Here is a 20,091-nt window from a genome sequence, read left to right as displayed (position 1 = left end):
CCGGGCCACATTCAATTGCAAAAAGTTGCTCTCATAATGCATTTAACCGCTGGCAAAATCGCCAAACAACTGGTAAGCGATGAACTTGGGTTGTTGTTTGCGCGCAACTATCGCCGGGAAGGCGACGCGCAGCCATCGGTCTTGACCTGGCACAAGACGGGCCGCTCCTGCCCCTGAGAGCATCCGGCCCACCAGGAGGCTTCACCATGAGTTCGAGTCTGACCCCCGCCCAGCGTGCGCTGCTGGAATCCGAGCTGGTGCAGATGCACCGCGAGTTGCAGCGCCGGGCGCCGCCCGATGCGGGCGGCCGGGTGCAGCAGGCCGCCGAATTGCTCAGCGACGACCCCGACGCCCCGCGCGAGCATGAGGGCGACCGGGAGGTGGCGCTGGAGCGTGCGGACCGGTTGATGGTGGAGGAGCGCGAGCTCGGCGAGGCCCTGCTGCGCCTGCGCGCCGGCAGCTACGGCGAGTGCGTCGATTGCGGTGCCGGCATTCCCTTCGACCGGCTCAAGGCCCAGCCGGCCGCGCTGCGCTGCGTGGCCTGCCAGCAGCGCAGCGAAGCCGTTTGAAGCTCCCGGCCGAGGCCGGGGGCGTCGTCCTCAGGCCGCGGCGGCGGCCTTTACCTTCAGGCGCCAGGCGTGCAGCAGGGGTTCGGTGTAACCGCTCGGCTGCTCCACGCCCTTGAACACCAGGTCCAGCGCCGCCTGGTAGGCGGGTGACACCTGGGCGGTGCCCAACGTCGGCGCCATCGGCGCGTAGGCCGGGTCGCCGGCGTTCTGGCCGTCCACCACGGCCGCCATGCGCGCGAAGGTCTCGCGCACCTGGGCTTCCGTCACCACGCCGTGCAGCAGCCAGTTGGCGATGTGCTGGCTGGAGATGCGCAAGGTGGCGCGGTCTTCCATCAGGCCGATGTTGTGGATGTCTGGCACCTTGGAGCAACCCACGCCCTGCTCGACCCAGCGCACCACATAGCCCAGGATGCCCTGCACGTTGTTGTCCAGCTCCTGCTGGCGCTCGGCCGCACTCCAGTTGGGTTCGGCGGCCACCGGCACGGTCAGCAGCTGGGTCTGCAGGGCGGCGCGTTCGTCGGCGCTGAAGCCCTGGACTTCGATCTCGCGCTGCAGGGCCGGCACGTCCACACGGTGATAGTGCAGCGCGTGCAGGGTGGCGGCGGTGGGGCTGGGCACCCAGGCGGTGTTGGCGCCGCTCTTGGGGTGGGCGATCTTCTGCTCCAGCATGGCGGCCATCAGGTCCGGCATGGCCCACATGCCCTTGCCGATCTGGGCGCGACCGCGCAGACCGCAGGCCAGGCCCACCTTGACGTTGAGCTTTTCGTAGGCCTGGATCCACTCCGAGCTCTTCATGTCGGCCTTGCGGCGCATCGGGCCGGCGCGCATGGCGGTGTGCATCTCGTCGCCAGTGCGGTCCAGGAAGCCGGTGTTGATGAAGGCGACCCGGCTCTTGGCCGCGGCGATGCAGGCGGCCAGGTTGACCGAGGTACGGCGCTCCTCGTCCATGATGCCCAGCTTGACCGTGTTGGGCGCCAGGCCGAGCAGCTGCTCCACGCGGCTGAAGATCTCGCAGGCGAAGGCCACCTCGGAGGGGCCGTGCATCTTGGGCTTGACGATGTAGATTGAGCCGGCGCGGCTGTTCTTCACCGGGCCCTTGCCGTCGTGCAGCGCAATGGCCACCGTCACCAGCGCGTCCAGGATGCCCTCGGGGATCTCGCGGCCGCCCTCCAGGGTCACGGCAGGGTTGGTCATCAGGTGGCCGACATTGCGCACGAACAGCAGGGAGCGGCCCGGCAGCACCAGCTCACCGCCCTGGGCTGCGGTGTAGACGCGGTCGGGGTTGAGCGTGCGCTCGATCGTCTTGCCGCCCTTGGCCACGGTCTCCTTCAGCGTGCCTTTGAGGATGCCGAGGTAGTTGCGGTAGGCCTGCACCTTGTCTTCAGCGTCCACCGCCGCAATCGAGTCCTCCAGGTCCAGGATGGTGGAGAGCGCTGCCTCCAGCACCACGTCGGCCACGCCGGCGGCGTCGGTCTTGCCGATGGGATGGCTGCGGTCGATCTGGATCTCGATGTGCAGGCCGTGGTGCCGCAGCAGCACGGCGGTTGGCGCGGCAGGCTCACCGCGATAGCCGACGAACTGCGCCGGGTCCTTCAGGGCGCCCACGCCATCCACCTGAAGCTGGCCGTTCACCACCGCATAGGCGCGCGCGCTGCCGTGGCTGCCGCCGGCCAGCGGCGCGGCTTCGTCCAGGAACTGGCGCGCGAAGGCCACCACGGCGGCGCCGCGCACCGGGTTGTAGGCACCGGCCTTCTCGCGGCCTTCGGTCTCGGGAATGGCATCGGTGCCGTAGAGCGCGTCGTACAGGCTGCCCCAGCGCGCATTGGCGGCGTTCAGCGCGTAGCGGGCGTTCATCACCGGCACCACCAGCTGCGGGCCGGCTTGCTGGGCCAGCTCGGCATCCACATGGGCGGTCTCGGCCTGCACGCTGGCCGGCGGTTCCACCAGGTAGCCGATCTGCTTCAGGAAGGCTTGGTAAGCCGCCATGTCGCGGATGGGGCCAGGGTGGGCGCGGTGCCAGGCGTCCAACTCGGCCTGCAGGCGCTCACGCTCCGCCAGCAGGGCGGCGTTCTTGGGCGCCAGCTCGTGGGCGATGGCGTCGAAGCCGGCCCAGTACTGGTCGCTGGACAGGCCGGTGCCGGGCAGCACCTCCTCGTCGATGAAGCGCTTCAGCGGGGCGGCCACTTGCAGGCGGTGGATGGCGATGGGGTGGGTCATGAAAAATCTCCGAAACAGCGGGCTTGGCCGCAATTTAGTGCGATCGGCTGCGGGGATTAAGCCCCTTCCATGCGGTTCATTTGTGACTGAGATGCACATAATCGACCCGCCATGGACCGCTTCACCCAAATCGAGACCTTTGTGGCCGTGGCCACGCGGGGCAGCTTCACGGCCGCGGCGGCGCTGGAAGATGTGGCGCCCGCGGTGATCGGCCGGCGCATCGACGCTCTGGAGGCGCGCCTGGGCGTGCGCCTGATGCACCGCACCACGCGCAAGCTCACGCTCACGCCCGAGGGGCAGAACTACCTGGAAGACTGCCAGCGCATCCTGGCCGAACTGGCAGGGGCCGAGAGCCTGGTCAGTGCTGGCGGCGCGCAGGCCAGCGGCCATCTGCGCCTCACCGCGCCGGCCGGTTTCGGCCGCCGCCATGTCGCCCCCCTGTTGCCCGGCTTCCTGGCCCAGCACCCCCAGCTGCGCGTGTCCCTCAATCTGGCCGATCGCGTCATCGACCTGGTGCACGAGGGCTACGACTGCGCCGTGCGCGTGGGCGATCTGCCCGATTCCAGCCTGGTCAGCCAGCGCCTGGCGGACAACCGCCGCCTGGTGGTGGCCGCGCCGGCCTACCTGGCGCGTGCCGGCACCCCCCAGCACCCGCGCGAGCTGCTGCAGCACGAATGCCTGATGCTGAGCTCGGACGCCAGCCAGACGCGCGGCTGGGCCTTCCGCATCGACGGGCAGATGCACTACCACCGCCAGGGCGGCCGGCTGGATTGCAGTGATGGCCAGGTATTGCACGAGTGGTGCCTGCAGGGCCTGGGCCTGGCCTGGCGTAGCAGCTGGGAGGTGGCGGGCGACTGCCAGGCCGGCCGCCTCGTCTCGGTGCTGGATGCCTTCGCGGCGCCGCCCAATGGCATCTACGCGGTGACCCCCGAGCGCTCCTTGCAGCCGCTGCGGGTGCGCCTGTGGGTCGAGCATCTGCGCGCCCATTACGCGCGCAGCGAGTATTGGCTGCGCACTGGGTCGCCGGCTTGAGCTCGCAGGCCCTGGTCCTGGTGCTGCTGGCCGCGCTGCTGCACGCCGGCTGGAACATCGCCGCCAAAAAGGCGCGCAGCGGTGGGGAGGGCGATCAGATCGCCTTCCAGGCCCTGTGCGCGCTGGCCGTCATCACGCTTTGGGCGCCGCTGGGCCTGTGGGTGGCCTGGCGCGAGCTGGGCGCCTGGGGCTGGCAAGCTTGGGTCGTGGTGACGCTGAGTGCGGTCGTGCACCTGGGCTACTTCAGCGCGCTGCTGATCGGCTACCGCAAGGCCGACCTGACCGTCGTCTACCCGGTGGCGCGCGGCAGCGGCCCGCTGCTGTCCAGCCTGGCCGCCGTGCTGCTCCTGGGCGAACGCCCGGGGCCCTGGGGCTGGGCGGGTATTGCCACGCTGCTGTTCGGGGTGTTGCTGTTGTCCGGCCTGCTGCGCCGGCGCGCGCTCACGCCCCCGGTGCGGGCTGGTCTGCGCTGGGGTGCGCTGACCGGGGCGCTGATCGCCGGCTACACCGTCATCGACGCCTATGGCGTCAAGGTGCTCGCCGTCAGCCCGCTGCTGCTCGACTACCTCTGCAATGTGCTGCGCCTGCCGCTGCTGCTGCCCTTTCTGGCGCGGCGCCCGGCCGGCACGCTGGCGCGCACCTGGGCGGCCGACTGGAAGGCGGTGCTGATCGTCGGCAGCGTCAGCCCGCTGGCCTACATCCTGGTGCTGTGGGCGCTGCAATCGGCGCCGCTGTCCACCGTCGCCCCGGCGCGCGAATGCTCGATGCTGTTCGCCGCGCTGATCGGCGGCCATCTGCTACAGGAGTCCGATCGAGTCGCGCGCGCGCTCGGCGCGCTTTGCATCGCCGCTGGGGTGGCGATGCTGGCTTCAGGCGCCTAGGCGATCGGCAAGCTGCAACAGGTCGGCGCCCTCGAACCAGGGCTTGGCCTGGGCCCAGGCCGGCTTGGCCGCATGGTGCGGGCGGCAGATCCAGGCGCTGGGCTGGCCGGCGCCATGGGCGCCTTCGATGTCCAGCGCCCAGTCGTCGCCCACATGCAGCACCTGGTCTGGGGTCAGGCCCAGCTGCGAGCAGGCGGCATGGAAGAAGTCCGCATGCGGCTTGCCGCGCCCGAATTCGCGCGCGCTCAGCCGGCCGACGAAGTAAGGCGCCAGGCCGATGCGTGCCAGCTCGGCATTGCCGTTCGTCAGCGCCAGGATCGGGTAGCGGCCGCAGAGGCGCTGGAGCGCCGGCAGCGCGTCGTCGAACAGGACCACGCGGTGCCGCCATTCGAAGAAGTGCTCGAAGGCCGGCTCGGCCAGCTCCGGCGCGTCGCCCGCCAACACCAGCGCACGCTCGATGGACTCGCGGCGCAGCCAGGTGAAGTCGTGCGCGCGGTCCGGGAACTCGAGCGCCACCGCATCGCGCAGGGCCTGCAGGGCCGGGACGTCAAAGCGCGCCGCCGTGGCCGCCGCGTGCTGCCGAAGCCAGGCATGCAGTTCGGCCTCGGCGCGCTCGATCACGGGCTGGATCGGCCACAGCGTCTCGTCCAGATCCAGGGTCAGCGCGCGGATGGCCGTCACAACCAGCCCTTGCGGCGGAAGTACAGGAACGGTGCCGCCACCGACACCAACATCAGCCCCAGGGCAAAGGGATAGCCCCAGGGTTGGTCCAGTTCCGGCATGAACTTGAAGTTCATGCCGTACACCGAGGCGATCAGCGTGGGCGGCAGCAGGGCCACCGAGGCCACCGAGAAGATCTTGATGATCCTGTTCTGGTTGATGTTGATGAAACCGACGGTCGCATCCATCAGGAAGTTGATCTTGTCGAACAGGAAGGCGGTGTGGCTGTCGAGCGAGTCGATGTCGCGCAGGATCTGGCGCGAATCCTCGAACTGCTCGGCGCTGAGCATGCGGCTGCGCATCATGAAGCTGAGCGCGCGCCGCGTGTCCATCACATTGCGGCGGATGCGGCCGTTCAAGTCTTCCTCGCGGGCGATCGCCGTCAGCACCTCGCCGGCGGTCTGGTCGTCCACCTGCTCCTTGAGCACGCGCGCGCTGATGGCATTGAGCGCGTCGTAAATGCCCTCGAGCGCATCGGCGCTGTACTCGGCGTCGGCGTCGTAGAGCTTGAGCAGCACGTCCTTGGCGTCGTCGATCAGCGCCGGCGTGCGGCGTGCGCGCAAGCGCAGCAGCCGGAACACGGGCAGGTCTTCCTTGCGGATCGAGAACAGGGTGTTGCGGTGCAAGATGAAGGCCACGCGCACGTTGCGCGAATTGCCTTCGTCGTCCAGGCGCAGGAAGTCGGAGCGGATGTGCAGCTGGCCGTCGTCTTCCTCGTAGAAGCGGGCGGATTCTTCGAGGTCGTCGTCGATCGCGTCCTCGGGGATCAGCAGGCCGAAATGCGCGGCCACCCAGCGCTTGTCGTCGGCGCTCGGGTCTTCCAGGTCGATCCAGATGGGTTTGAGGCGCGCGGCATCCGGCGCATCAAAGCTGTCCGGGGCCAAGCCGGCCAGGCGGCCGTTCTCAAGCGAAAAGATGTTCAGCATCGGCGCTGCGGGGTACGGGGTTCGGCGCGAACCGGGGGCGGGTGGGAGGGGGCACCGTCACGCCGACACGCCTGCAGCGGGGCGGACGGTCACCGAGGGTGATCGCTGTCCAAGAGAGGGCTCCGAGCTGGAAAACGAGCCATTATGGCGGCCGAAATCCCGCTTTGATTTGGCTCAGAACTAGGGGGTTTCGAAAGGTGATTGGGGCTTGCCGCAGCGTGCCGATGTGGGCACACTGGACTCGCTACCGGAGTCATGTTGCAGTTCGATGCCCCCTCTTTGACGGCTGTCACGCCGTCTCTCCCAGCCCCCTCGGCGGCTGGGCATCGGGCCAAGCCAAACGCTGCAGCCCCGTCCCTCCGGTCGCCTATCCGCGCTGTGCCGCGCCGCGTCGAGACCCGCGGCGCCACAGCGCGTTTTTGTGCCCAAGCCTTGAAAGGAGGCTCCTTTATGAACCTGACGATCAGCGGACATCACCTCGAGGTGACGCCAGCACTGCGTGAATACGTGGTCAACAAGCTGGACCGGGTGACCCGCCACTTTGATCAGGTCGTTGACATCAACGTCCTGCTCACGGTGGAAAAGCAAAAGGAGAAGGACCGTCGGCAACGCGCCGAAGTCACCCTACACGTCAAAGGTCGGGACATTTTTGTGGAGCAGTCTCACGAGGATCTGTACGCTGCGATCGATCAGCTGATGGACAAGCTGGATCGCCAAGTCTGTCGGCACAAGGAGATGCTGCAAGACCATAACCACGCCTCTGCCAAGCGCATGGACGTGGGGGCTGCGGGTTGAATTCACCCAAGCACGAAAAAGCGGCCTGCGGGCCGCTTTTTTGTTGGGAGAGTCCACTCGACGCAGCAGCGGGGGGTGATTTCTATAATTCGCGTCCTTCTTGGGTCGATTCCTGACCCCGCCCAGCCAAGACCATGAACCGACTCGCCGCCATCCTGCCCGCACAGAACGTGCAGGTGGACGTTGAAGCGACCAGCAAGAAGCGTCTGTTTGAACAGGCCGGATTGATGTTCGAGAACCACCAGGGCGTGGCCCGCGCGGTGGTCACCGACAACCTGTTTGCGCGCGAACGGCTCGGCTCCACCGGCCTGGGGCACGGCGTGGCCATTCCGCATGGCCGCATCAAGGGCCTGAAGAACCCTCTGGCGGCTGTGCTGCGCGTGCAGCAGGCGATCGGCTTTGACGCCCCGGATGACGAACCCGTCAGCCTGCTGATCGTGCTGCTGGTGCCGGAGGCGGCCACGCAGCGCCATCTGGAAATCCTGTCCGAGATCGCCGAGATGCTCAGCGAAAAGGATCTGCGCGAGCGCCTCAAGACCGAGGCCGACCCCGCCGTGGTGCATCGCCTGATCAGCGACTGGCAGCCGGTGCGCTCCGCCGCCTGAACGCGTTTCCTGGCGCGCCGATACTGGCGGCATGAAACCCGTATCGATCAGCGCCGACCGGCTGTTTGAAGAGCACCGCGAGGCCTTGCGCTGGCATTGGGTGGCTGGCCATGCCCACCCGGAACGCCGCTTCGCCGAGGCCGCGCTGCGCGAGGCGCAGTCGGCGGCCGATCTGGTCGGCTACCTGAACTACATCCACCCCTACCGGGTGCAGATCGTCGGTACGCGCGAGGTCAGATACCTCACCGAAGCCAGCGACGAGGTGCTGGAGCGCCGCGTCTCGCGCATCGTCACGCTGGAGCCGCCGGTCATCATCGTGGCCGATGGCAGCGCCGCGCCACCCAAGCTCGTCGCCATGTGCGACCGCGCGGACATTCCGCTCTTCACCACCGAGGCCTCGGCCGGCTATGTGATCGACGTGGTGCGCAGTTACCTGGCGCAGATCTGCGCAGTGCGCACCACCCGCCACGGCGTGTTCATGGACATCCTCGGCCTGGGCGTGCTGCTGACCGGCGAATCCGGCCTGGGCAAGAGCGAACTGGGCCTGGAACTGATCTCGCGCGGCCACGGTCTGGTGGCTGACGACGCGGTGGACTTTTTCCGCATCGCCCAGGACGTCATCGTGGGGCGCTGTCCCGAGTTGTTGGCCAATCTGCTGGAAGTGCGCGGTATCGGCCTGCTGGACATCAAGGCCATCTTTGGCGAGACCGCGGTGCGCCGCAAGATGCGCCTCAAGCTCATCGTGCACTTGGTGCGGCGCGAGACCCTGGAGCGCGAGTTCGAGCGCCTCCCCTATGAGCCGCTATACGAGGATGTGCTGGGCGTGCCCACCCGCAAGGTGGTGATCGCCGTGGACGCCGGCCGTAACCTGGCCGTGCTGGTGGAGGCCGCGGTGCGCAACTCCATCCTGCAACTGCGCGGCATCGACACCTACCAGGAGTTCATCCAGCGCCATCAACGCGCGCTGGAGCGCGGCGGCGAAGAAAGCCTGTAGCGCTATTTGCGGTTCGGGCAGTCCTTCTGGATGCAGACCGCGTACAGCGAGAGCGAATGCTCCTGCAGCTCGAAGCCGCGCTCGCGCGCGATGGCGTGCTGACGCTGTTCGATCGCTTCGTCGAAGAATTCCTCAACCTTGCCGCAGCTCAGGCACACCAGGTGGTCGTGGTGGTGCCCCTGATTGAGCTCGAACACCGCTTTGCCGGCCTCGAAATGGTTGCGCGTCAGCAGGCCGGCCTGCTCGAACTGGGTCAGCACCCGGTACACCGTGGCCAGGCCGATGTCGGCATCCTCGGCCAGCAGGGCCTTGTAGACATCTTCAGCGCTGAGGTGGCGGCGCGTGGCGCGCTGGAAGACCTCCAGCACCTTGATGCGGGGCAGGGTGGCCTTGAGGCCGCTGTTCTTGATTTCGTCGCTGTGCGTCATGGCCGGGCGGGGGCGCTGGAGGGGCCGCCTAGAATCGTTCGATCATAGCCAGCGAGCCCTCCGGGCCGCCCGGCACCCGGACTGAGGCCCTGCCCGGTCCAAGCCCTTGATTGACGCCCATGCCTGTTTCGTTCCGCCTTCTGCGCCCCACCCTGGGTCTGGCCGCCCTGGCCGGCCTTTCCGCCTGCAGCTCCTGGGTCGGGCATGACGACCGCTTCATGGCGGTGGTGCCGCTCTACCGCGTCGAGATCGTGCAGGGCAATGTGGTCACCAAGGAAGCCGCGGAGAAGGTCAAGCCCGGCATGAGCCGCGACCAGGTGCGCGACCTGCTCGGTTCGCCCATGCTGACCGACGCCTTCCACGCCGACCGCTGGGACTACGTGTTCACCATCCGCCGCCAGGGTGCCGCACCGCAAGCGCGCCGCCTGGTGGCCCTGTTCGAGGGCGACAAGCTCAAGAGCTTCGAAGTGCCCGGCGACCTGCCCACCGAGAAGGAGTTCGTCGCCTCGATCAACACCTTCAAGCCCAAGGGCAACGCGCCCAAGCTGGAGCTGAACGAGGCCGAGCGCAGCGCGCTGCCCAAGCCCGTGCGCCCGGCCCCGCCAAGCGCCGAAACCGGCGGCCCGACCCGCGCCTTCCCCCCGCTGGAAAAAGGCTGATGGCCGCACCCTTGCGCGTGGCCCTGGCCGGTGCCAGCGGCCGCATGGGCCAGATGCTGGTGCAGGAGATCCTGGCCGCGCCGGATCTGCAACTCAGCGGCGCCCTGTTGCATGCCCAGTCGGCCCGCTTGGGCGAAGACGCCGCCGCCTTCATGGGCCGCAGCAGCGGCGTGCGCTTCACGGCCGATGCCGGCCAGGCGCTGCAGGACGCCGAGGTCCTGATCGATTACTCGCGGGTCGAGGGCAGCCTGCAACTGCTGCCCTTGTGCGTGCAGCGCCGTCTGCCCATGGTCATCGGTACCACCGGCTTCAGTGCTGAGCAGCGCGCGCAACTGCAGGCCGCCGGGGCGCAGATCCCCCTGCTGTGTGCGCCCAACACGAGCGTGGGCGTCAACGTGGTGATGAATCTGCTGGCCCAGGCGGCACGCCAGCTGGGCAGTGCCTATGACGTCGAGATCGTCGAGGCGCATCACCGCCACAAGGTCGATGCGCCGAGCGGCACCGCGCTGCAGATGGGCGAGGTGATCGCGCAGGCGCAGGGGCAGCGCCTGGCCGACGTGGCGGTCTACAGCCGCGAGGGCCACACCGGTGCGCGGGAAGCCGGCCGCATCGGTTTCGCCACCGTGCGCGGTGGCGACATCGTCGGCGACCACACGGTGATGTTCTGCGGTGCCGGTGAGCGCATCGAGATTGCCCACAAGTCCAGCAGCCGCATCCATTACGCCCAAGGGGCGCTCCTGGCGGCACGCTGGCTCTCGAAACAGCCGGCCGGCTTCTACGGCATGGCCGACGCGCTGCAGCTGAGATGAGCAGCTGGCTCCAGTTCTGGGCGGGCAGCGACAGCGTCGGTCGCACCGTGGCCCTGGCGCTGTTGCTGATGTCGGTCAGCAGCTGGACGCTGATCCTCTGGCGCAGCGTGACGCTCACGCGTGCGCGCCGCAGCCTGGCCCGGGCCCTGCCGTTGTTCTGGGCCGCACCCGACTGGGACAGTGCGCGTAGCCAGGCCCAGGCCCTGGATGCCGAGCGCATCCTGCTGCCCCTGATCGACGCCGGCCGCGCGCCGCTGCCGGCCGGTTCGCTGGGCGAAGGCGCCGGCAACGAGGCGCGCCTGACGCGCCAGCTGCGCGACGCCCTGCACCAGAGCGTGGCGCGCCTGCAGTTCGGCCAGGTGCTGCTGGCCTCGGTGGGCGCCACCGCGCCCTTCGTCGGCCTGTTCGGCACCGTCTGGGGCGTCTACCAGGCGCTGCTCGGGCTGGGCGCGGGCGGCTTGCCCAGCATCGACCGCATCGCCGGCCCGGTGGGCGAGGCCCTGGTGATGACCGCCGCCGGCCTGGCCGTGGCCATTCCCGCCGTGCTGGCCTACAACTGGTTCGGCAAGCGCGTGGCCGCCTGCGAGGCCGAGCTGGAAGGCTTTGCGCACGATCTGCGCGAATTCCTAAAGAGCCGGCCATGAGCTTCGGCCGCCTGGAGCGCCGCGACCCGGGCGCGCCGATGAGCGAGATCAACATGACGCCGTTGATCGACGTCATGTTGGTGCTGCTGGTGATCTTCATGATCGCCGCGCCCCTGATGAGTTCCGGCCTGCAGCTGGACCTGCCCAAGGCCGAGGCCGCCCAGGCCCTGGAACGCACCGAGCAGCCGCTGCAGCTGAGCCTGGACGCGCAGGGCCGGCTGCTCTGGAACCAGGACGTGCTGAACCTGCCCCAGCTGCGCGCGCGCCTGCTGCAGCTGGCCCAGGCCCAGCCCGAGGCCGAGGTGCAGCTCGCCATCGACCAGGCCGTGCCCTACGGCCGCGTGGCCGAGCTGCTGGACGCGCTGCAGGCGGCCAAGCTGAACCGCCTGGCCTTCGTCACCGCCACGGCGGCCTCCGCGCCACGCTAAGGGAAGGTTGGTGCCATAGGACAATCGCGCCCCTATGAGCACCACCGCCTCCACCGAGTTCTCGCCGCGCGACATCGAAGCGCGTGCCCACGCCCACTGGGCGGCCATCGACGCCTACAAGGTCGTCGAAGACCAGAGCAAGCCCAAGTACTACGCCTGCTCCATGCTGCCCTACCCCAGCGGCAAGCTGCACATGGGCCATGTGCGCAACTACACCATCAACGACATGCTGGCGCGCCAGCTGCGCATGCAGGGCTACAACGTCCTGATGCCGATGGGCTGGGACGCCTTCGGCCTGCCGGCCGAGAACGCCGCGCTGAAGAGCAAGGTGCCGCCCGCGCAGTGGACCTACTCCAACATCGCGGTGATGAAGGGCCAGATGCAGGCCATGGGCCTGGCGATCGACTGGAGCCGCGAGGTCGCCACTTGCGACCCGAAGTACTACAAGTGGAACCAGTGGCTGTTCCTGAAGATGCTGGAAGCCGGCATCGCCGAGCGCCGCACCCAGGTCGTCAACTGGGACCCGGTGGACCAGACCGTGCTGGCCAACGAGCAGGTCATCGACGGCAAGGGCTGGCGCAGCGGCGCGCCGGTGGAAAAGCGCGAGATCCCCGGCTACTACCTGAACATCGTCAAGTACGCCGATGAGCTGCTGAGCGCGGTGGCCAACCCCGAGGACCCGAACTACCTGAGCGGCTGGCCCGAGCGCGTGCGCCTGATGCAGGAGAACTGGATCGGCAAGAGCGTGGGCGTGCGCTTCGCCTTCCCGCACGAGATCCGCGGCGCCGACGGCCAACTGATCCAGGACGGCAAGCTCTACGTCTTCACCACGCGTGCCGACACCATCATGGGCGTGACCTTCTGCGCCGTGGCGCCCGAACACCCGCTGGCCGCCCACGCCGCCGCCACGAACCCCAAGCTGGCCGCTTTCATCGAGGAGTGCAAGGCCGGTGGCACCACCGAGGCCGAGCTGGCCACGCAGGAGAAAAAGGGCGAGCCCACGGGCCTGTTCGTCACCCACCCGCTGACCGGCGCGCAGGTCGAGGTGTGGATCGGTAACTACGTGCTGATGAGCTATGGCGACGGCGCCGTGATGGGCGTGCCCGCGCACGACGAGCGCGACTTCGCGTTCGCGAACAAGTACGGCCTGCCCATCAAGCAGGTCATCGACGTCAACGGCCAGGACTACGACGCCAAGACCTGGCACGAGTGGTACGCCGACAAGCAGAACGGCCGTTGCATCGAATCGGGCGTGCTGAACGGCCTGGGCTTTGCCGAGGCCGTGGCCAAGGTGGCCGATCTGGTGGCCGCCAAGGGCCTGGGCGAGAAGAAGACCACCTTCCGCCTGCGCGACTGGGGCATCAGCCGCCAGCGCTACTGGGGCACGCCGATCCCCATCATCCATTGCGACGATTGCGGCCCGGTACCGGTGCCCGAGAAGGACCTGCCGGTGGTGTTGCCCGAGGACTGCATCCCCGACGGCAGCGGCAACCCGTTGAAGGCCCGCGAGGACTTCCTGCGCTGCACCTGCCCGAAGTGCGGCAAACCGGCCACGCGCGAGACCGACACCATGGACACCTTCGTGGATTCGTCCTGGTACTTCATGCGCTACTGCGACCCGACCAACACCGAGGCGATGGTGGCTGGCGGCACGCAGTACTGGATGCCGATGGACCAGTACATCGGTGGCATCGAGCACGCCATCCTGCACCTGCTGTACGCGCGCTTCTGGACCAAGGTGATGCGCGACCTCGGCCTCGTCAAGGTCAGCGAGCCCTTCAAGAAGCTGCTGACCCAGGGCATGGTGCTCAACCACATCTACAGCCGCAAGGGCGAGAAGGGTGGCATCGAGTACTTCTGGCCGCACGAGGTCGAGAACGTGTTCGGCGAAGACGGCCGTGTCACCGGCGCCAAGCTGAAATCCGACGGCTCGATGGTCGAGTACAACGGCATCGGCACGATGTCGAAGTCGAAGAACAACGGCGTCGACCCGCAGGCGCTGATCGACCAGTACGGCGCCGACACGGCGCGGCTCTTCGTGATGTTCGCCAGTCCGCCCGAGCAGACGCTGGAGTGGAACGACGCCGGCGTGGAAGGCGCGCACCGTTTCCTGAAACGGGTGTGGAACTTCGGCCAGAAGCAGGGCGCCACCCTGAAGGCGGCCGGCAGCGACTTCAGCGCCCTCTCCGCCGAGGCCAAGGCCCTGCGCCGCGAGGTGCACCTGGTGCTGCGCCAGGTCAGCCACGACTACGAGCGCCTGCAATACAACACCGTGGTCAGCGGCGCGATGAAGCTGCTCAACGCCCTGGAAGGCTTCAAGAGCAGCGCGGCCGGCGACGCGCCGGTGGTGCGCGAGGGCGTCTCGGTGCTGCTGCGTGCGCTTTACCCGGCCTGCCCGCACATCACCCATGTGATGTGGGAGGAGCTGGGCTTCGCGGCCGAGCTGGGCGACCTGCTCGACGCCCCCTGGCCCAAGGTGGACGAGGCCGCGCTGGTGCAGGACGAGATCGAGCTGATGCTGCAGGTGGGCGGCAAGCTGCGCGGCAGCATCAAGGTGCCCGCCGGGGCCGATAAGGCCGCCATCGAGGCCGCCGCACTGGCCAGCGAGGACTTCCTGAAGTTCAGCAACGGCGCGGCGCCCAAGAAGATCGTCATCGTGCCAGGTCGTCTGGTCAACCTGGTGCTTTGATGACAGTGCCACGACGCGGCGCCCTGGCCCTGCTGGTCGGGGCGGGGCTGGCGGGCTGTGGGTTTCGCCTGCGCGGCGCGCCCAGCTTTGCCTTCGAGCGCCTGCACCTGGCGGGCTTTGACGCGCGCTCGCCGCTGCGCGAGGCGCTCGAAGCCCAGCTGCCCCGCCTGCCGCTGCAGCTCACGGCCCAGCGCGCCCAGGCGCAGGTGGTGCTGGAAGCGCTGAAGGAGTCGCACCACAAGCTGGCCGTGGCCAGCACGGCGGCCGGCCAGGTGCGCGAATGGCAGCTGCATCTGGTGCTGGATTACCGCCTCATCACCCCGGCCGAGGACGTGCTGCTGCCCGCCACCCAGCTGCGCCTGGTGCGTGACCTCAGCACCACCGAGGCCGCCACCCTGGCCAAGGAGTACGAGGAGGCCGATCTGCGCCGTGCCATGCAGGTCGAGGCCGTGAACCTGCTGCTGCGCCGGCTCGCCGCAGTCCGTTTGCGCTGATGCAAGCCCGCATCGAAGACCTCGACAAGCAGCTCGCCAAGGGCCTGCGCGGGGTCTACCTCGTGCATGGCGACGAGATCCTGCTGGCCAACGAGGCACTCGATGCCATTCGCGCCGCCGCACGCGCCCAGGGCTTTGACGAGCGCCAGGTCTTCACCGTGCAGGGCAATGCCTTCGACTGGAGCGGCGTGCTGGGTGAATCGGCGGCGCTCTCGCTGTTCGCCAGCCGGCGCATCGTCGAATTGCGCATCCCCGGCGGCAAGCCAGGCAAGGAAGGCAGTGAGGCCCTGCAGCAGCTGGCCCAGCAGGCCGGGCCGGACCTGCTGGTGCTGGTGAGCCTGCCGCGCCTGGACAAGACGCAGCAGGGCAGCGCCTGGTTCACGGCGCTGGACGGCGCCGGCATCAGCCTGCGCGCCGACCCGATCGAGCGCCGCGCCTTGCCGGCCTGGCTGGCGGCGCGCGCGCGCCGGGCCGGCCTGCAGCTGGCCGAAGGTCCGGAGGGGCAGCAGGCGCTGAGCCTGCTGGCCGAGCGGGTGGAGGGCAATCTGCTCGCCGCCCAGCAGGAGTTGGACAAGCTGGCTCTGCTGCACCCCGGCCAGGTGCTGAGCGCCGAGCTGATCGAGGCCGCGGTGACCGATGTGGCCCGCTTCGAAGCTGCCCAGCTCTCCGAGGCCCTGTGGGCGGGCGACGCCGCACGCTGCCTGCGCCTGCTCGAAGGCCTGGAGGCCGAGGGCGAGGCGGTGGTGCGCCTGCACTGGCTGCTGACCGACGAGGTGCGCGCGCTGCGCCGCGCCAAGCGGGCGATGGCCGACGGCAAGCCCCTGCCGATGGCGCTGCGCGAGGCGCGTGTGTGGGGCCCGAAGGAAAAGTGGTTCGAGCGCGCGCTGCCGCGCCTGAGTCTGGGCCATCTGGACGCCTTGTTGGTGAACGCCCACAAGGTGGATGGCATCGCCAAGGGCCTGCGCGAACCCGATTGGCCTCAGGACGGCTGGGCGGCGTTGCGTCAATGGGTGCTGCAGGCCGTGGAAGCCCTGAGCGGGCGGCGCCTGCGCGCCTGAATCCCGCTATCGTCTGGCTCTCTGGAGGAGAGTGCGGACATGCGCGGACTGTGGGCCCTTGCAGCAAGTTTCCTGACCCCCCTGGCGCTCGCCGAGCCGCTGAGCGTGCAGGTCAGCAATGCCCAGGGCCAGCCGCTGGCGGGCGCCGTGGTGGCGGTGGAGGGCGAAGGACTGCCCACCCGCGCGCGCGCCGGCACCCAGGCCGAGTTGGCCCAAAAGGACCGCCAGTTCCGCCCGCAGCTGCTGGTGGTGCAGACCGGCACCGAGGTGCGCTTCCCGAACGAGGACCCGGTGCGCCACCACGTGTATTCCTACTCCGCCGCCAAGAGCTTCGAGCTCAAGCTCTACCTGGGCGAGACCGCCAACCCGGTGCTGTTCGACAAGGCCGGCGTGGTGGCGGTGGGCTGCAACATCCATGACCGCATGAGCGCCCACATCGTCGTCGTCGACACGCCGCTGTTCGCCGTCACCGATGCGCAGGGCCGCGCCACGCTGGAGCTGCCGGCCAAGGCCGCGAACCTGCGCCTGCGCGCCTGGCACCCCAGCCGCAAGGAGCCCGTGCTGAGCAGTGAGGCCCTGCCGGCGGGCAGCACGCAGCGGAGCCTGCGCCTGTGATGCAACGCCCCGCCTTCCTGGATCTGCGCCGGCTCGAAGGCCGCATCGTCGCCCTCTTTCTGGGCCTGCTGCTGCTGGTGCAGCTGGGCAGCGTGGTGCTCGTCAACCGCTCGGTGCAGGCCAATGCCGAGGCTTCGATCGACGCCGATCTGAAAACCGCCGGCCACCGCCTGGAGCGCCTGCTGTTCCAGCGCGTGCTGCGGCAGCACGACATCGCCGTGCTGCTGGCCGCCGACGACGGCTTCCGCAGCGCCGTCGGCCTGATGCACCAGGAGGCCGGCACCGAGACCTTGCGCGACGCGCTGGCCAACCACGCCGAGCGGGTGGGCGCGGCGCTGGTCGCCTTCGAGGACCTGGAGCACCGCCTGGTGGCCGGCGCCGGGGTGCAGCCCGGGCGCTTCGTGGGCCTGGCCGCCGACCTGCCCGAGGGCGCGCCCGCCGAGGGCGACTCCCGCCTGGTGCTGGTGGACGAAAAGCCCTACCAGCTGGTGCGCGTGCCGGTGCGCGCGCCCGGGCCGCTGGGGGCGGTGCTGATGGGCTTCGCGCTGGATGAAGACGTGCTGGCCGATCTGAAGGGCCTGACCAATGTGGACGCCCTGCTGCTGGTGCGCGGCGGCGGCCCCTGGCGCAAGCCCTTGAGCCTGGAGGCCGACAAGGCCCCCATGCTGATGGAGCAGGCGGCGCAGGCGGAAATGGGCCAGAACCAGGCGCGCCGCCTGAACCTGCCCGATGGCGACGAGCGCCGTGGCCGCCTGTTCGACCTGCGCGTGCGCGGTGCGGCCAGCGGCGTGCAGCTCAGCGCGCTGCTGACCGCTTCGGTGAGCGAGGCCATCGGCCCCTACAACAGCCTGCGCTGGACCCTGCTGGCCCTGACCCTGGCCGGCGTGGTGGCCTTTGCCATCGGCAGCGTGGTGACGGCGCGGCGCATCAGCGGGCCCATCGGTGCGCTGGCGCGCAGCGCCGAACGCCTGGGCCGTGGCGACTACGACTGCCCGGTGCAGGCGCCGCGCAATCTCGGTGAAGTCAGCGAGCTGGCCCAGGCCTTCGAGACCATGCGCCAGGGCATCAAGGCGCGCGAGGCCGATGTGCACCGCCTGGCCTTCTGGGATCCGCTGACCGATCTGCCCAACCGCGCCCAGTTCGTCGAGCGACTGCGCACCTGGCTGCGCGAGCACCCGCAGGAACGCATGGCGGTGCTGATGCTGGACCTGGACCGCTTCAAGCATGTCAACGACGTGCTCGGCCATGCGGTGGGCGACCAGCTGCTGCAGCGCGTGGCCGAGCGCCTGCAGGCCCAGGCCGGCAGCCGCAACCTGCTGGCGCGCCTGGGCGGTGACGAGTTCGCGCTGCTGTTCGAGGGCGCCGCCGCCAGCCAGGCCCTGGGCCTGGCGCGCGAGATGGCGCAGGGCTTCGAGCGGCCGCTGTCCATCGGCGAACAGACCATCGATGTGAGCGCCGGCATCGGCATCGCGCTCTTTCCCGACCACGCGCGCGATGCCGACGCCCTGCTCGGCCATGCCGAGCTGGCCATGTACGCCGCCAAGCGCGGCCAGCATGGCGTGCTGCTTTACGACCCGGCCATGGACGAAGGCAGCCAGCAGTCTTTGGGCCTGCTGACCGAGCTGCGCCGCGCGGTGGAGCAGGAGGAGCTGCGCCTCTTTCTGCAGCCCAAGCTGGACCTGCACACCCGCGAGGTGCACAGCGCCGAGGCCCTGGTGCGCTGGCAGCACCCCACGCGCGGCCTGGTGCCGCCCGGGCTCTTCATCCCCTTTGCCGAGCAGACCGGCTTCGTGCGCCAGCTCACCGCCTGGGTGCTGCGCGCCAGCGCGCGCTTTGCCGTCGAGGCCGAGGCCCTGGGCTGCCCGCTGCGCATCAGCGTCAACCTGAGCACGCGCGACCTGCTGGACGCCGAGCTGCCCGACAAGATCCGCACCATGCTGCAGCAGGAGGGCGCGCGGCCCGAGCAGCTGTGCCTGGAGATCACCGAGAGCGCCATCATGGACGACCCGGCGCGCGCCCTGGCCACCACCGAGCAGCTGCACGCGATGGGCTTTCGCCTCGCCATCGACGACTTCGGCACCGGCTACTCCTCGCTCGCCTACCTGAAGAACCTGCCGGTGCAGGAGCTCAAGATCGACCAGAGCTTCGTGATGGCGATGGAGCGCGAGGCCGATGACCGCAAGATCGTGCGCTCGACCATCGACCTGGCGCACAACCTGGGCCTGGCCGTGGTGGCCGAGGGGATCGAGACCGCCACCGCCCTGGCCCTGCTGGCCCACTGGGGCTGCGACGAGGCCCAGGGCTACCACCTGGCCAAACCCATGCCGGCCGGTCAGCTGCCGGGCTGGTGGCAGGCCTGGCGGGCGCCCGAGTTCCGCGACAGCGCACTCGGGCCGCTGACGACGACCTGATCAGACGGGGATCAAGTCGCTGGTGTCGCCCAGGCTGACGACGGCGCCGCAGCCGCGCGTCTCGTACAGGTCCACGCGGTCCGTCTCCGGCAGCACGGCGCGCGCCTCGCGCAGGATGTGCGCGGCCAGGGTGGCGCAGTCGCCATCTTGCAAGGCCGGATCCTCGTGCAGAGGGTGGTGGTCCAGGCGCTTGAACACCGGGTTGAAGCGCTCCTTCACGTCGCCGAAGTCCACCGCCCAGCCGTAGAGCTGGTGCAGCTCGGCCTGCAGATGCAGGCGCAGCGTGAAGGTGTGGCCGTGCACGCCGGCCAGCGGGTGGGCGCTGGGGGCGCGGCGCAGGCGCACGGCGGAATCGAGCGTGAACTCCTTCCAGATGCGAAAGCGTGCGCCGTCGAAGTTGGCACCGCTGGAGCCCGTTTCGAACACCGTCACCCAGCTCAGCGCCGGCAGCAGGGGCTTGAGGCGGTTCCAGATCCAGCGCGAGAGCATCTCGCTGGTCGGGTTCTCCAGGCCTTCGAGCTCGTTCAGGCAGCGGTAGTTGAGCTCGAAGTGCAGCGGCGCCCACAGGGCGTCGAGCTGGTCGTAGTCGATCGCCAGATCGCGCCCGCCCAGGTCCTGGTTGGCGTGGATGATGACCTCGAAGCCATGGCCGTGCAGGCGTCCGCATTTGTGGCCCATGGGCACGTTGGGCAGCCAATGCGCGCTCTGGAAGCGGTAGCGCCGCCACACATGGGCCTGGCCCCGCGCGTCCACGTCCACGCCGCTGTGGCTGGTGCTGTAGACGCTGATTTGCTGCAGGCCGGGCAGGCTGTCGGCCAGCAGGCGCTCGCGCAGCCAGCGTGCCAGGTTCTCGTCGGTGGGGTTGTCCAGGTGCTCGTTCAGCAGCGCGTGGTCCAGCGGCGCGGCGGCCGCCTCCAGGCGTTCGCGCAGCTCGTGCACCTCTCCGCCCGCGAACGGCGCCCAGCCCGCCGGCAGCAGGCAGCGCGCCTGGGCGAAGAAGGAGTGGCCGTGCAGCTTGCGGGCGCGGTGGCCTTCGGGCAGGGCGGGGATGTGGCAGGCGGCCTCGAAGCCGGTGGCGGCGCTGTGCAGGGTCAAAAGCATGGGGCCGATTGTCGGC

Annotated in this window: 20 protein-coding genes; 15 read left to right on the top strand and 5 right to left on the bottom strand. The window is 69.2% G+C overall.

Annotated features, from left to right (window positions below; translation table 11 throughout):
• Positions 1 to 206 precede the first annotated feature (206 nt).
• Positions 207 to 569, top strand: a complete 363-nt coding sequence (locus I7X39_RS15860) for a TraR/DksA family transcriptional regulator (protein WP_232351988.1) — start codon at positions 207 to 209, stop codon at positions 567 to 569.
• 30 nt (positions 570 to 599) lie between these two features.
• Here I7X39_RS15860 and I7X39_RS15855 read toward each other — a convergent pair whose 3' ends face one another.
• Entirely contained in the window at positions 600 to 2,786 is a 2,187-nt protein-coding gene (locus tag I7X39_RS15855; RefSeq protein ID WP_198112135.1) for a malate synthase G, read from the bottom strand.
• 111 nt (positions 2,787 to 2,897) lie between these two features.
• Here I7X39_RS15855 and I7X39_RS15850 point away from each other — a divergent pair, with 111 nt between their 5' ends.
• On the top strand, positions 2,898 to 3,818 hold the full coding sequence (locus tag I7X39_RS15850; RefSeq protein WP_198112134.1) for a LysR family transcriptional regulator: 921 nt from the start codon (positions 2,898 to 2,900) through the stop codon (positions 3,816 to 3,818).
• A complete protein-coding gene (locus tag I7X39_RS15845) occupies positions 3,815 to 4,699 on the top strand; it encodes an EamA family transporter (protein WP_198112133.1) in 885 nt (294 codons plus the stop codon). Before I7X39_RS15850 ends, I7X39_RS15845 begins: the two co-directional genes overlap by 4 nt.
• On the opposite strand, the gene I7X39_RS15840 is transcribed toward I7X39_RS15845, so the two are convergent.
• Together I7X39_RS15840 and corA are read right to left on the bottom strand one after the other, a co-directional pair.
• The gene (locus I7X39_RS15840) at positions 4,688 to 5,380 is read right to left on the bottom strand and encodes an HAD-IA family hydrolase (RefSeq protein ID WP_310739934.1); all 693 of its coding nucleotides are present in this window, start codon (positions 5,378 to 5,380) and stop codon (positions 4,688 to 4,690) included. The two genes, I7X39_RS15845 and I7X39_RS15840, sit on opposite strands and share 12 nt — an antisense overlap.
• Positions 5,377 to 6,345 carry a magnesium/cobalt transporter CorA gene (gene corA, locus I7X39_RS15835; protein ID WP_198112132.1) on the bottom strand — a complete coding sequence of 323 codons (969 nt, stop codon included), beginning with the start codon at positions 6,343 to 6,345 and terminating at the stop codon, positions 5,377 to 5,379. The genes I7X39_RS15840 and corA overlap by 4 nt, the downstream gene beginning before the upstream one ends.
• Positions 6,346 to 6,795: 450 nt before the next feature.
• Here corA and hpf point away from each other — a divergent pair, with 450 nt between their 5' ends.
• From hpf to hprK, 3 genes are all read left to right on the top strand, one after another.
• Positions 6,796 to 7,140, top strand: coding sequence for a ribosome hibernation-promoting factor, HPF/YfiA family (gene hpf / locus I7X39_RS15830; protein WP_198112131.1), 345 nt, complete (start codon positions 6,796 to 6,798; stop codon positions 7,138 to 7,140).
• A gap of 134 nt (positions 7,141 to 7,274) precedes the next feature.
• Complete coding sequence (locus tag I7X39_RS15825; protein WP_198112130.1) at positions 7,275 to 7,745, top strand: PTS sugar transporter subunit IIA; 471 nt, start codon at positions 7,275 to 7,277, stop codon at positions 7,743 to 7,745.
• 31 nt (positions 7,746 to 7,776) lie between these two features.
• Positions 7,777 to 8,739 (top strand): HPr(Ser) kinase/phosphatase, encoded by a 963-nt coding sequence (gene hprK / locus I7X39_RS15820; RefSeq protein ID WP_198112129.1) that lies wholly within the window; start codon positions 7,777 to 7,779, stop codon positions 8,737 to 8,739.
• A gap of 2 nt (positions 8,740 to 8,741) precedes the next feature.
• Here hprK and fur read toward each other — a convergent pair whose 3' ends face one another.
• The gene (fur, locus tag I7X39_RS15815) at positions 8,742 to 9,167 is read right to left on the bottom strand and encodes a ferric iron uptake transcriptional regulator (RefSeq protein ID WP_198112128.1); all 426 of its coding nucleotides are present in this window, start codon (positions 9,165 to 9,167) and stop codon (positions 8,742 to 8,744) included.
• Between the two features lie 119 nt (positions 9,168 to 9,286).
• On the opposite strand from fur, the gene I7X39_RS15810 reads away from it, so the two are divergent.
• From I7X39_RS15810 to I7X39_RS15770, 9 genes are read left to right on the top strand one after another with little or no spacing between them, the layout of a single operon-like run.
• Positions 9,287 to 9,826 carry an outer membrane protein assembly factor BamE gene (locus I7X39_RS15810; RefSeq protein WP_198112127.1) on the top strand — a complete coding sequence of 180 codons (540 nt, stop codon included), beginning with the start codon at positions 9,287 to 9,289 and terminating at the stop codon, positions 9,824 to 9,826.
• Complete coding sequence (gene dapB, locus I7X39_RS15805) at positions 9,826 to 10,635, top strand: 4-hydroxy-tetrahydrodipicolinate reductase (RefSeq protein ID WP_198112126.1); 810 nt, start codon at positions 9,826 to 9,828, stop codon at positions 10,633 to 10,635. The genes I7X39_RS15810 and dapB overlap by 1 nt, the downstream gene beginning before the upstream one ends.
• A complete protein-coding gene (locus I7X39_RS15800) occupies positions 10,632 to 11,279 on the top strand; it encodes a MotA/TolQ/ExbB proton channel family protein (protein ID WP_198112125.1) in 648 nt (215 codons plus the stop codon). The genes dapB and I7X39_RS15800 overlap by 4 nt, the downstream gene beginning before the upstream one ends.
• On the top strand, positions 11,276 to 11,707 hold the full coding sequence (locus I7X39_RS15795; protein ID WP_198112124.1) for an ExbD/TolR family protein: 432 nt from the start codon (positions 11,276 to 11,278) through the stop codon (positions 11,705 to 11,707). The genes I7X39_RS15800 and I7X39_RS15795 overlap by 4 nt, the downstream gene beginning before the upstream one ends.
• A gap of 34 nt (positions 11,708 to 11,741) precedes the next feature.
• Entirely contained in the window at positions 11,742 to 14,396 is a 2,655-nt protein-coding gene (gene leuS / locus I7X39_RS15790) for a leucine--tRNA ligase (protein ID WP_198112123.1), read from the top strand.
• Positions 14,396 to 14,890, top strand: a complete 495-nt coding sequence (locus tag I7X39_RS15785; protein ID WP_198112122.1) for an LPS-assembly lipoprotein LptE — start codon at positions 14,396 to 14,398, stop codon at positions 14,888 to 14,890. Before leuS ends, I7X39_RS15785 begins: the two co-directional genes overlap by 1 nt.
• On the top strand, positions 14,890 to 15,948 hold the full coding sequence (holA, locus tag I7X39_RS15780) for a DNA polymerase III subunit delta (protein WP_198112121.1): 1,059 nt from the start codon (positions 14,890 to 14,892) through the stop codon (positions 15,946 to 15,948). Before I7X39_RS15785 ends, holA begins: the two co-directional genes overlap by 1 nt.
• 39 nt (positions 15,949 to 15,987) lie before the next feature.
• Positions 15,988 to 16,563 carry a methylamine utilization protein gene (locus tag I7X39_RS15775; protein ID WP_198112120.1) on the top strand — a complete coding sequence of 192 codons (576 nt, stop codon included), beginning with the start codon at positions 15,988 to 15,990 and terminating at the stop codon, positions 16,561 to 16,563.
• On the top strand, positions 16,563 to 18,974 hold the full coding sequence (locus I7X39_RS15770; RefSeq protein WP_198112119.1) for a putative bifunctional diguanylate cyclase/phosphodiesterase: 2,412 nt from the start codon (positions 16,563 to 16,565) through the stop codon (positions 18,972 to 18,974). The genes I7X39_RS15775 and I7X39_RS15770 overlap by 1 nt, the downstream gene beginning before the upstream one ends.
• Here the strand turns inward: I7X39_RS15770 and I7X39_RS15765 are convergent, their stop codons facing one another.
• Positions 18,975 to 20,075 (bottom strand): 6-carboxytetrahydropterin synthase, encoded by a 1,101-nt coding sequence (locus I7X39_RS15765; protein ID WP_198112118.1) that lies wholly within the window; start codon positions 20,073 to 20,075, stop codon positions 18,975 to 18,977.
• Positions 20,076 to 20,091: the final 16 nt, after the last annotated feature.

The organism is Inhella proteolytica (assembly GCF_016093275.1).
Lineage (GTDB): Bacteria > Pseudomonadota > Gammaproteobacteria > Burkholderiales > Burkholderiaceae_C > Inhella > Inhella proteolytica.
Note: the sequence above shows the minus strand (reverse complement) of the source record. Positions and strands in the feature narration are given on the sequence as shown.

What these genes read in the sequence shown, in the direction of transcription:
- I7X39_RS15860 (WP_232351988.1), top strand. Translation starts at nt 207, where the DNA reads ATGAGTTCGAGTCTGACCCCCGCCCAGCGTGCGCTGCTGGAATCCGAG.
- I7X39_RS15855 (WP_198112135.1), bottom strand. Translation starts at nt 2,786, where the DNA reads ATGACCCACCCCATCGCCATCCACCGCCTGCAAGTGGCCGCCCCGCTG.
- I7X39_RS15850 (WP_198112134.1), top strand. Translation starts at nt 2,898, where the DNA reads ATGGACCGCTTCACCCAAATCGAGACCTTTGTGGCCGTGGCCACGCGG.
- corA (WP_198112132.1), bottom strand. Translation starts at nt 6,345, where the DNA reads ATGCTGAACATCTTTTCGCTTGAGAACGGCCGCCTGGCCGGCTTGGCC.
- hpf (WP_198112131.1), top strand. Translation starts at nt 6,796, where the DNA reads ATGAACCTGACGATCAGCGGACATCACCTCGAGGTGACGCCAGCACTG.
- I7X39_RS15825 (WP_198112130.1), top strand. Translation starts at nt 7,275, where the DNA reads ATGAACCGACTCGCCGCCATCCTGCCCGCACAGAACGTGCAGGTGGAC.
- hprK (WP_198112129.1), top strand. Translation starts at nt 7,777, where the DNA reads ATGAAACCCGTATCGATCAGCGCCGACCGGCTGTTTGAAGAGCACCGC.
- fur (WP_198112128.1), bottom strand. Translation starts at nt 9,167, where the DNA reads ATGACGCACAGCGACGAAATCAAGAACAGCGGCCTCAAGGCCACCCTG.
- I7X39_RS15810 (WP_198112127.1), top strand. Translation starts at nt 9,287, where the DNA reads ATGCCTGTTTCGTTCCGCCTTCTGCGCCCCACCCTGGGTCTGGCCGCC.
- dapB (WP_198112126.1), top strand. Translation starts at nt 9,826, where the DNA reads ATGGCCGCACCCTTGCGCGTGGCCCTGGCCGGTGCCAGCGGCCGCATG.
- I7X39_RS15800 (WP_198112125.1), top strand. Translation starts at nt 10,632, where the DNA reads ATGAGCAGCTGGCTCCAGTTCTGGGCGGGCAGCGACAGCGTCGGTCGC.
- I7X39_RS15795 (WP_198112124.1), top strand. Translation starts at nt 11,276, where the DNA reads ATGAGCTTCGGCCGCCTGGAGCGCCGCGACCCGGGCGCGCCGATGAGC.
- leuS (WP_198112123.1), top strand. Translation starts at nt 11,742, where the DNA reads ATGAGCACCACCGCCTCCACCGAGTTCTCGCCGCGCGACATCGAAGCG.
- I7X39_RS15785 (WP_198112122.1), top strand. Translation starts at nt 14,396, where the DNA reads ATGACAGTGCCACGACGCGGCGCCCTGGCCCTGCTGGTCGGGGCGGGG.
- holA (WP_198112121.1), top strand. Translation starts at nt 14,890, where the DNA reads ATGCAAGCCCGCATCGAAGACCTCGACAAGCAGCTCGCCAAGGGCCTG.
- I7X39_RS15775 (WP_198112120.1), top strand. Translation starts at nt 15,988, where the DNA reads ATGCGCGGACTGTGGGCCCTTGCAGCAAGTTTCCTGACCCCCCTGGCG.
- I7X39_RS15770 (WP_198112119.1), top strand. Translation starts at nt 16,563, where the DNA reads ATGCAACGCCCCGCCTTCCTGGATCTGCGCCGGCTCGAAGGCCGCATC.
- I7X39_RS15765 (WP_198112118.1), bottom strand. Translation starts at nt 20,075, where the DNA reads ATGCTTTTGACCCTGCACAGCGCCGCCACCGGCTTCGAGGCCGCCTGC.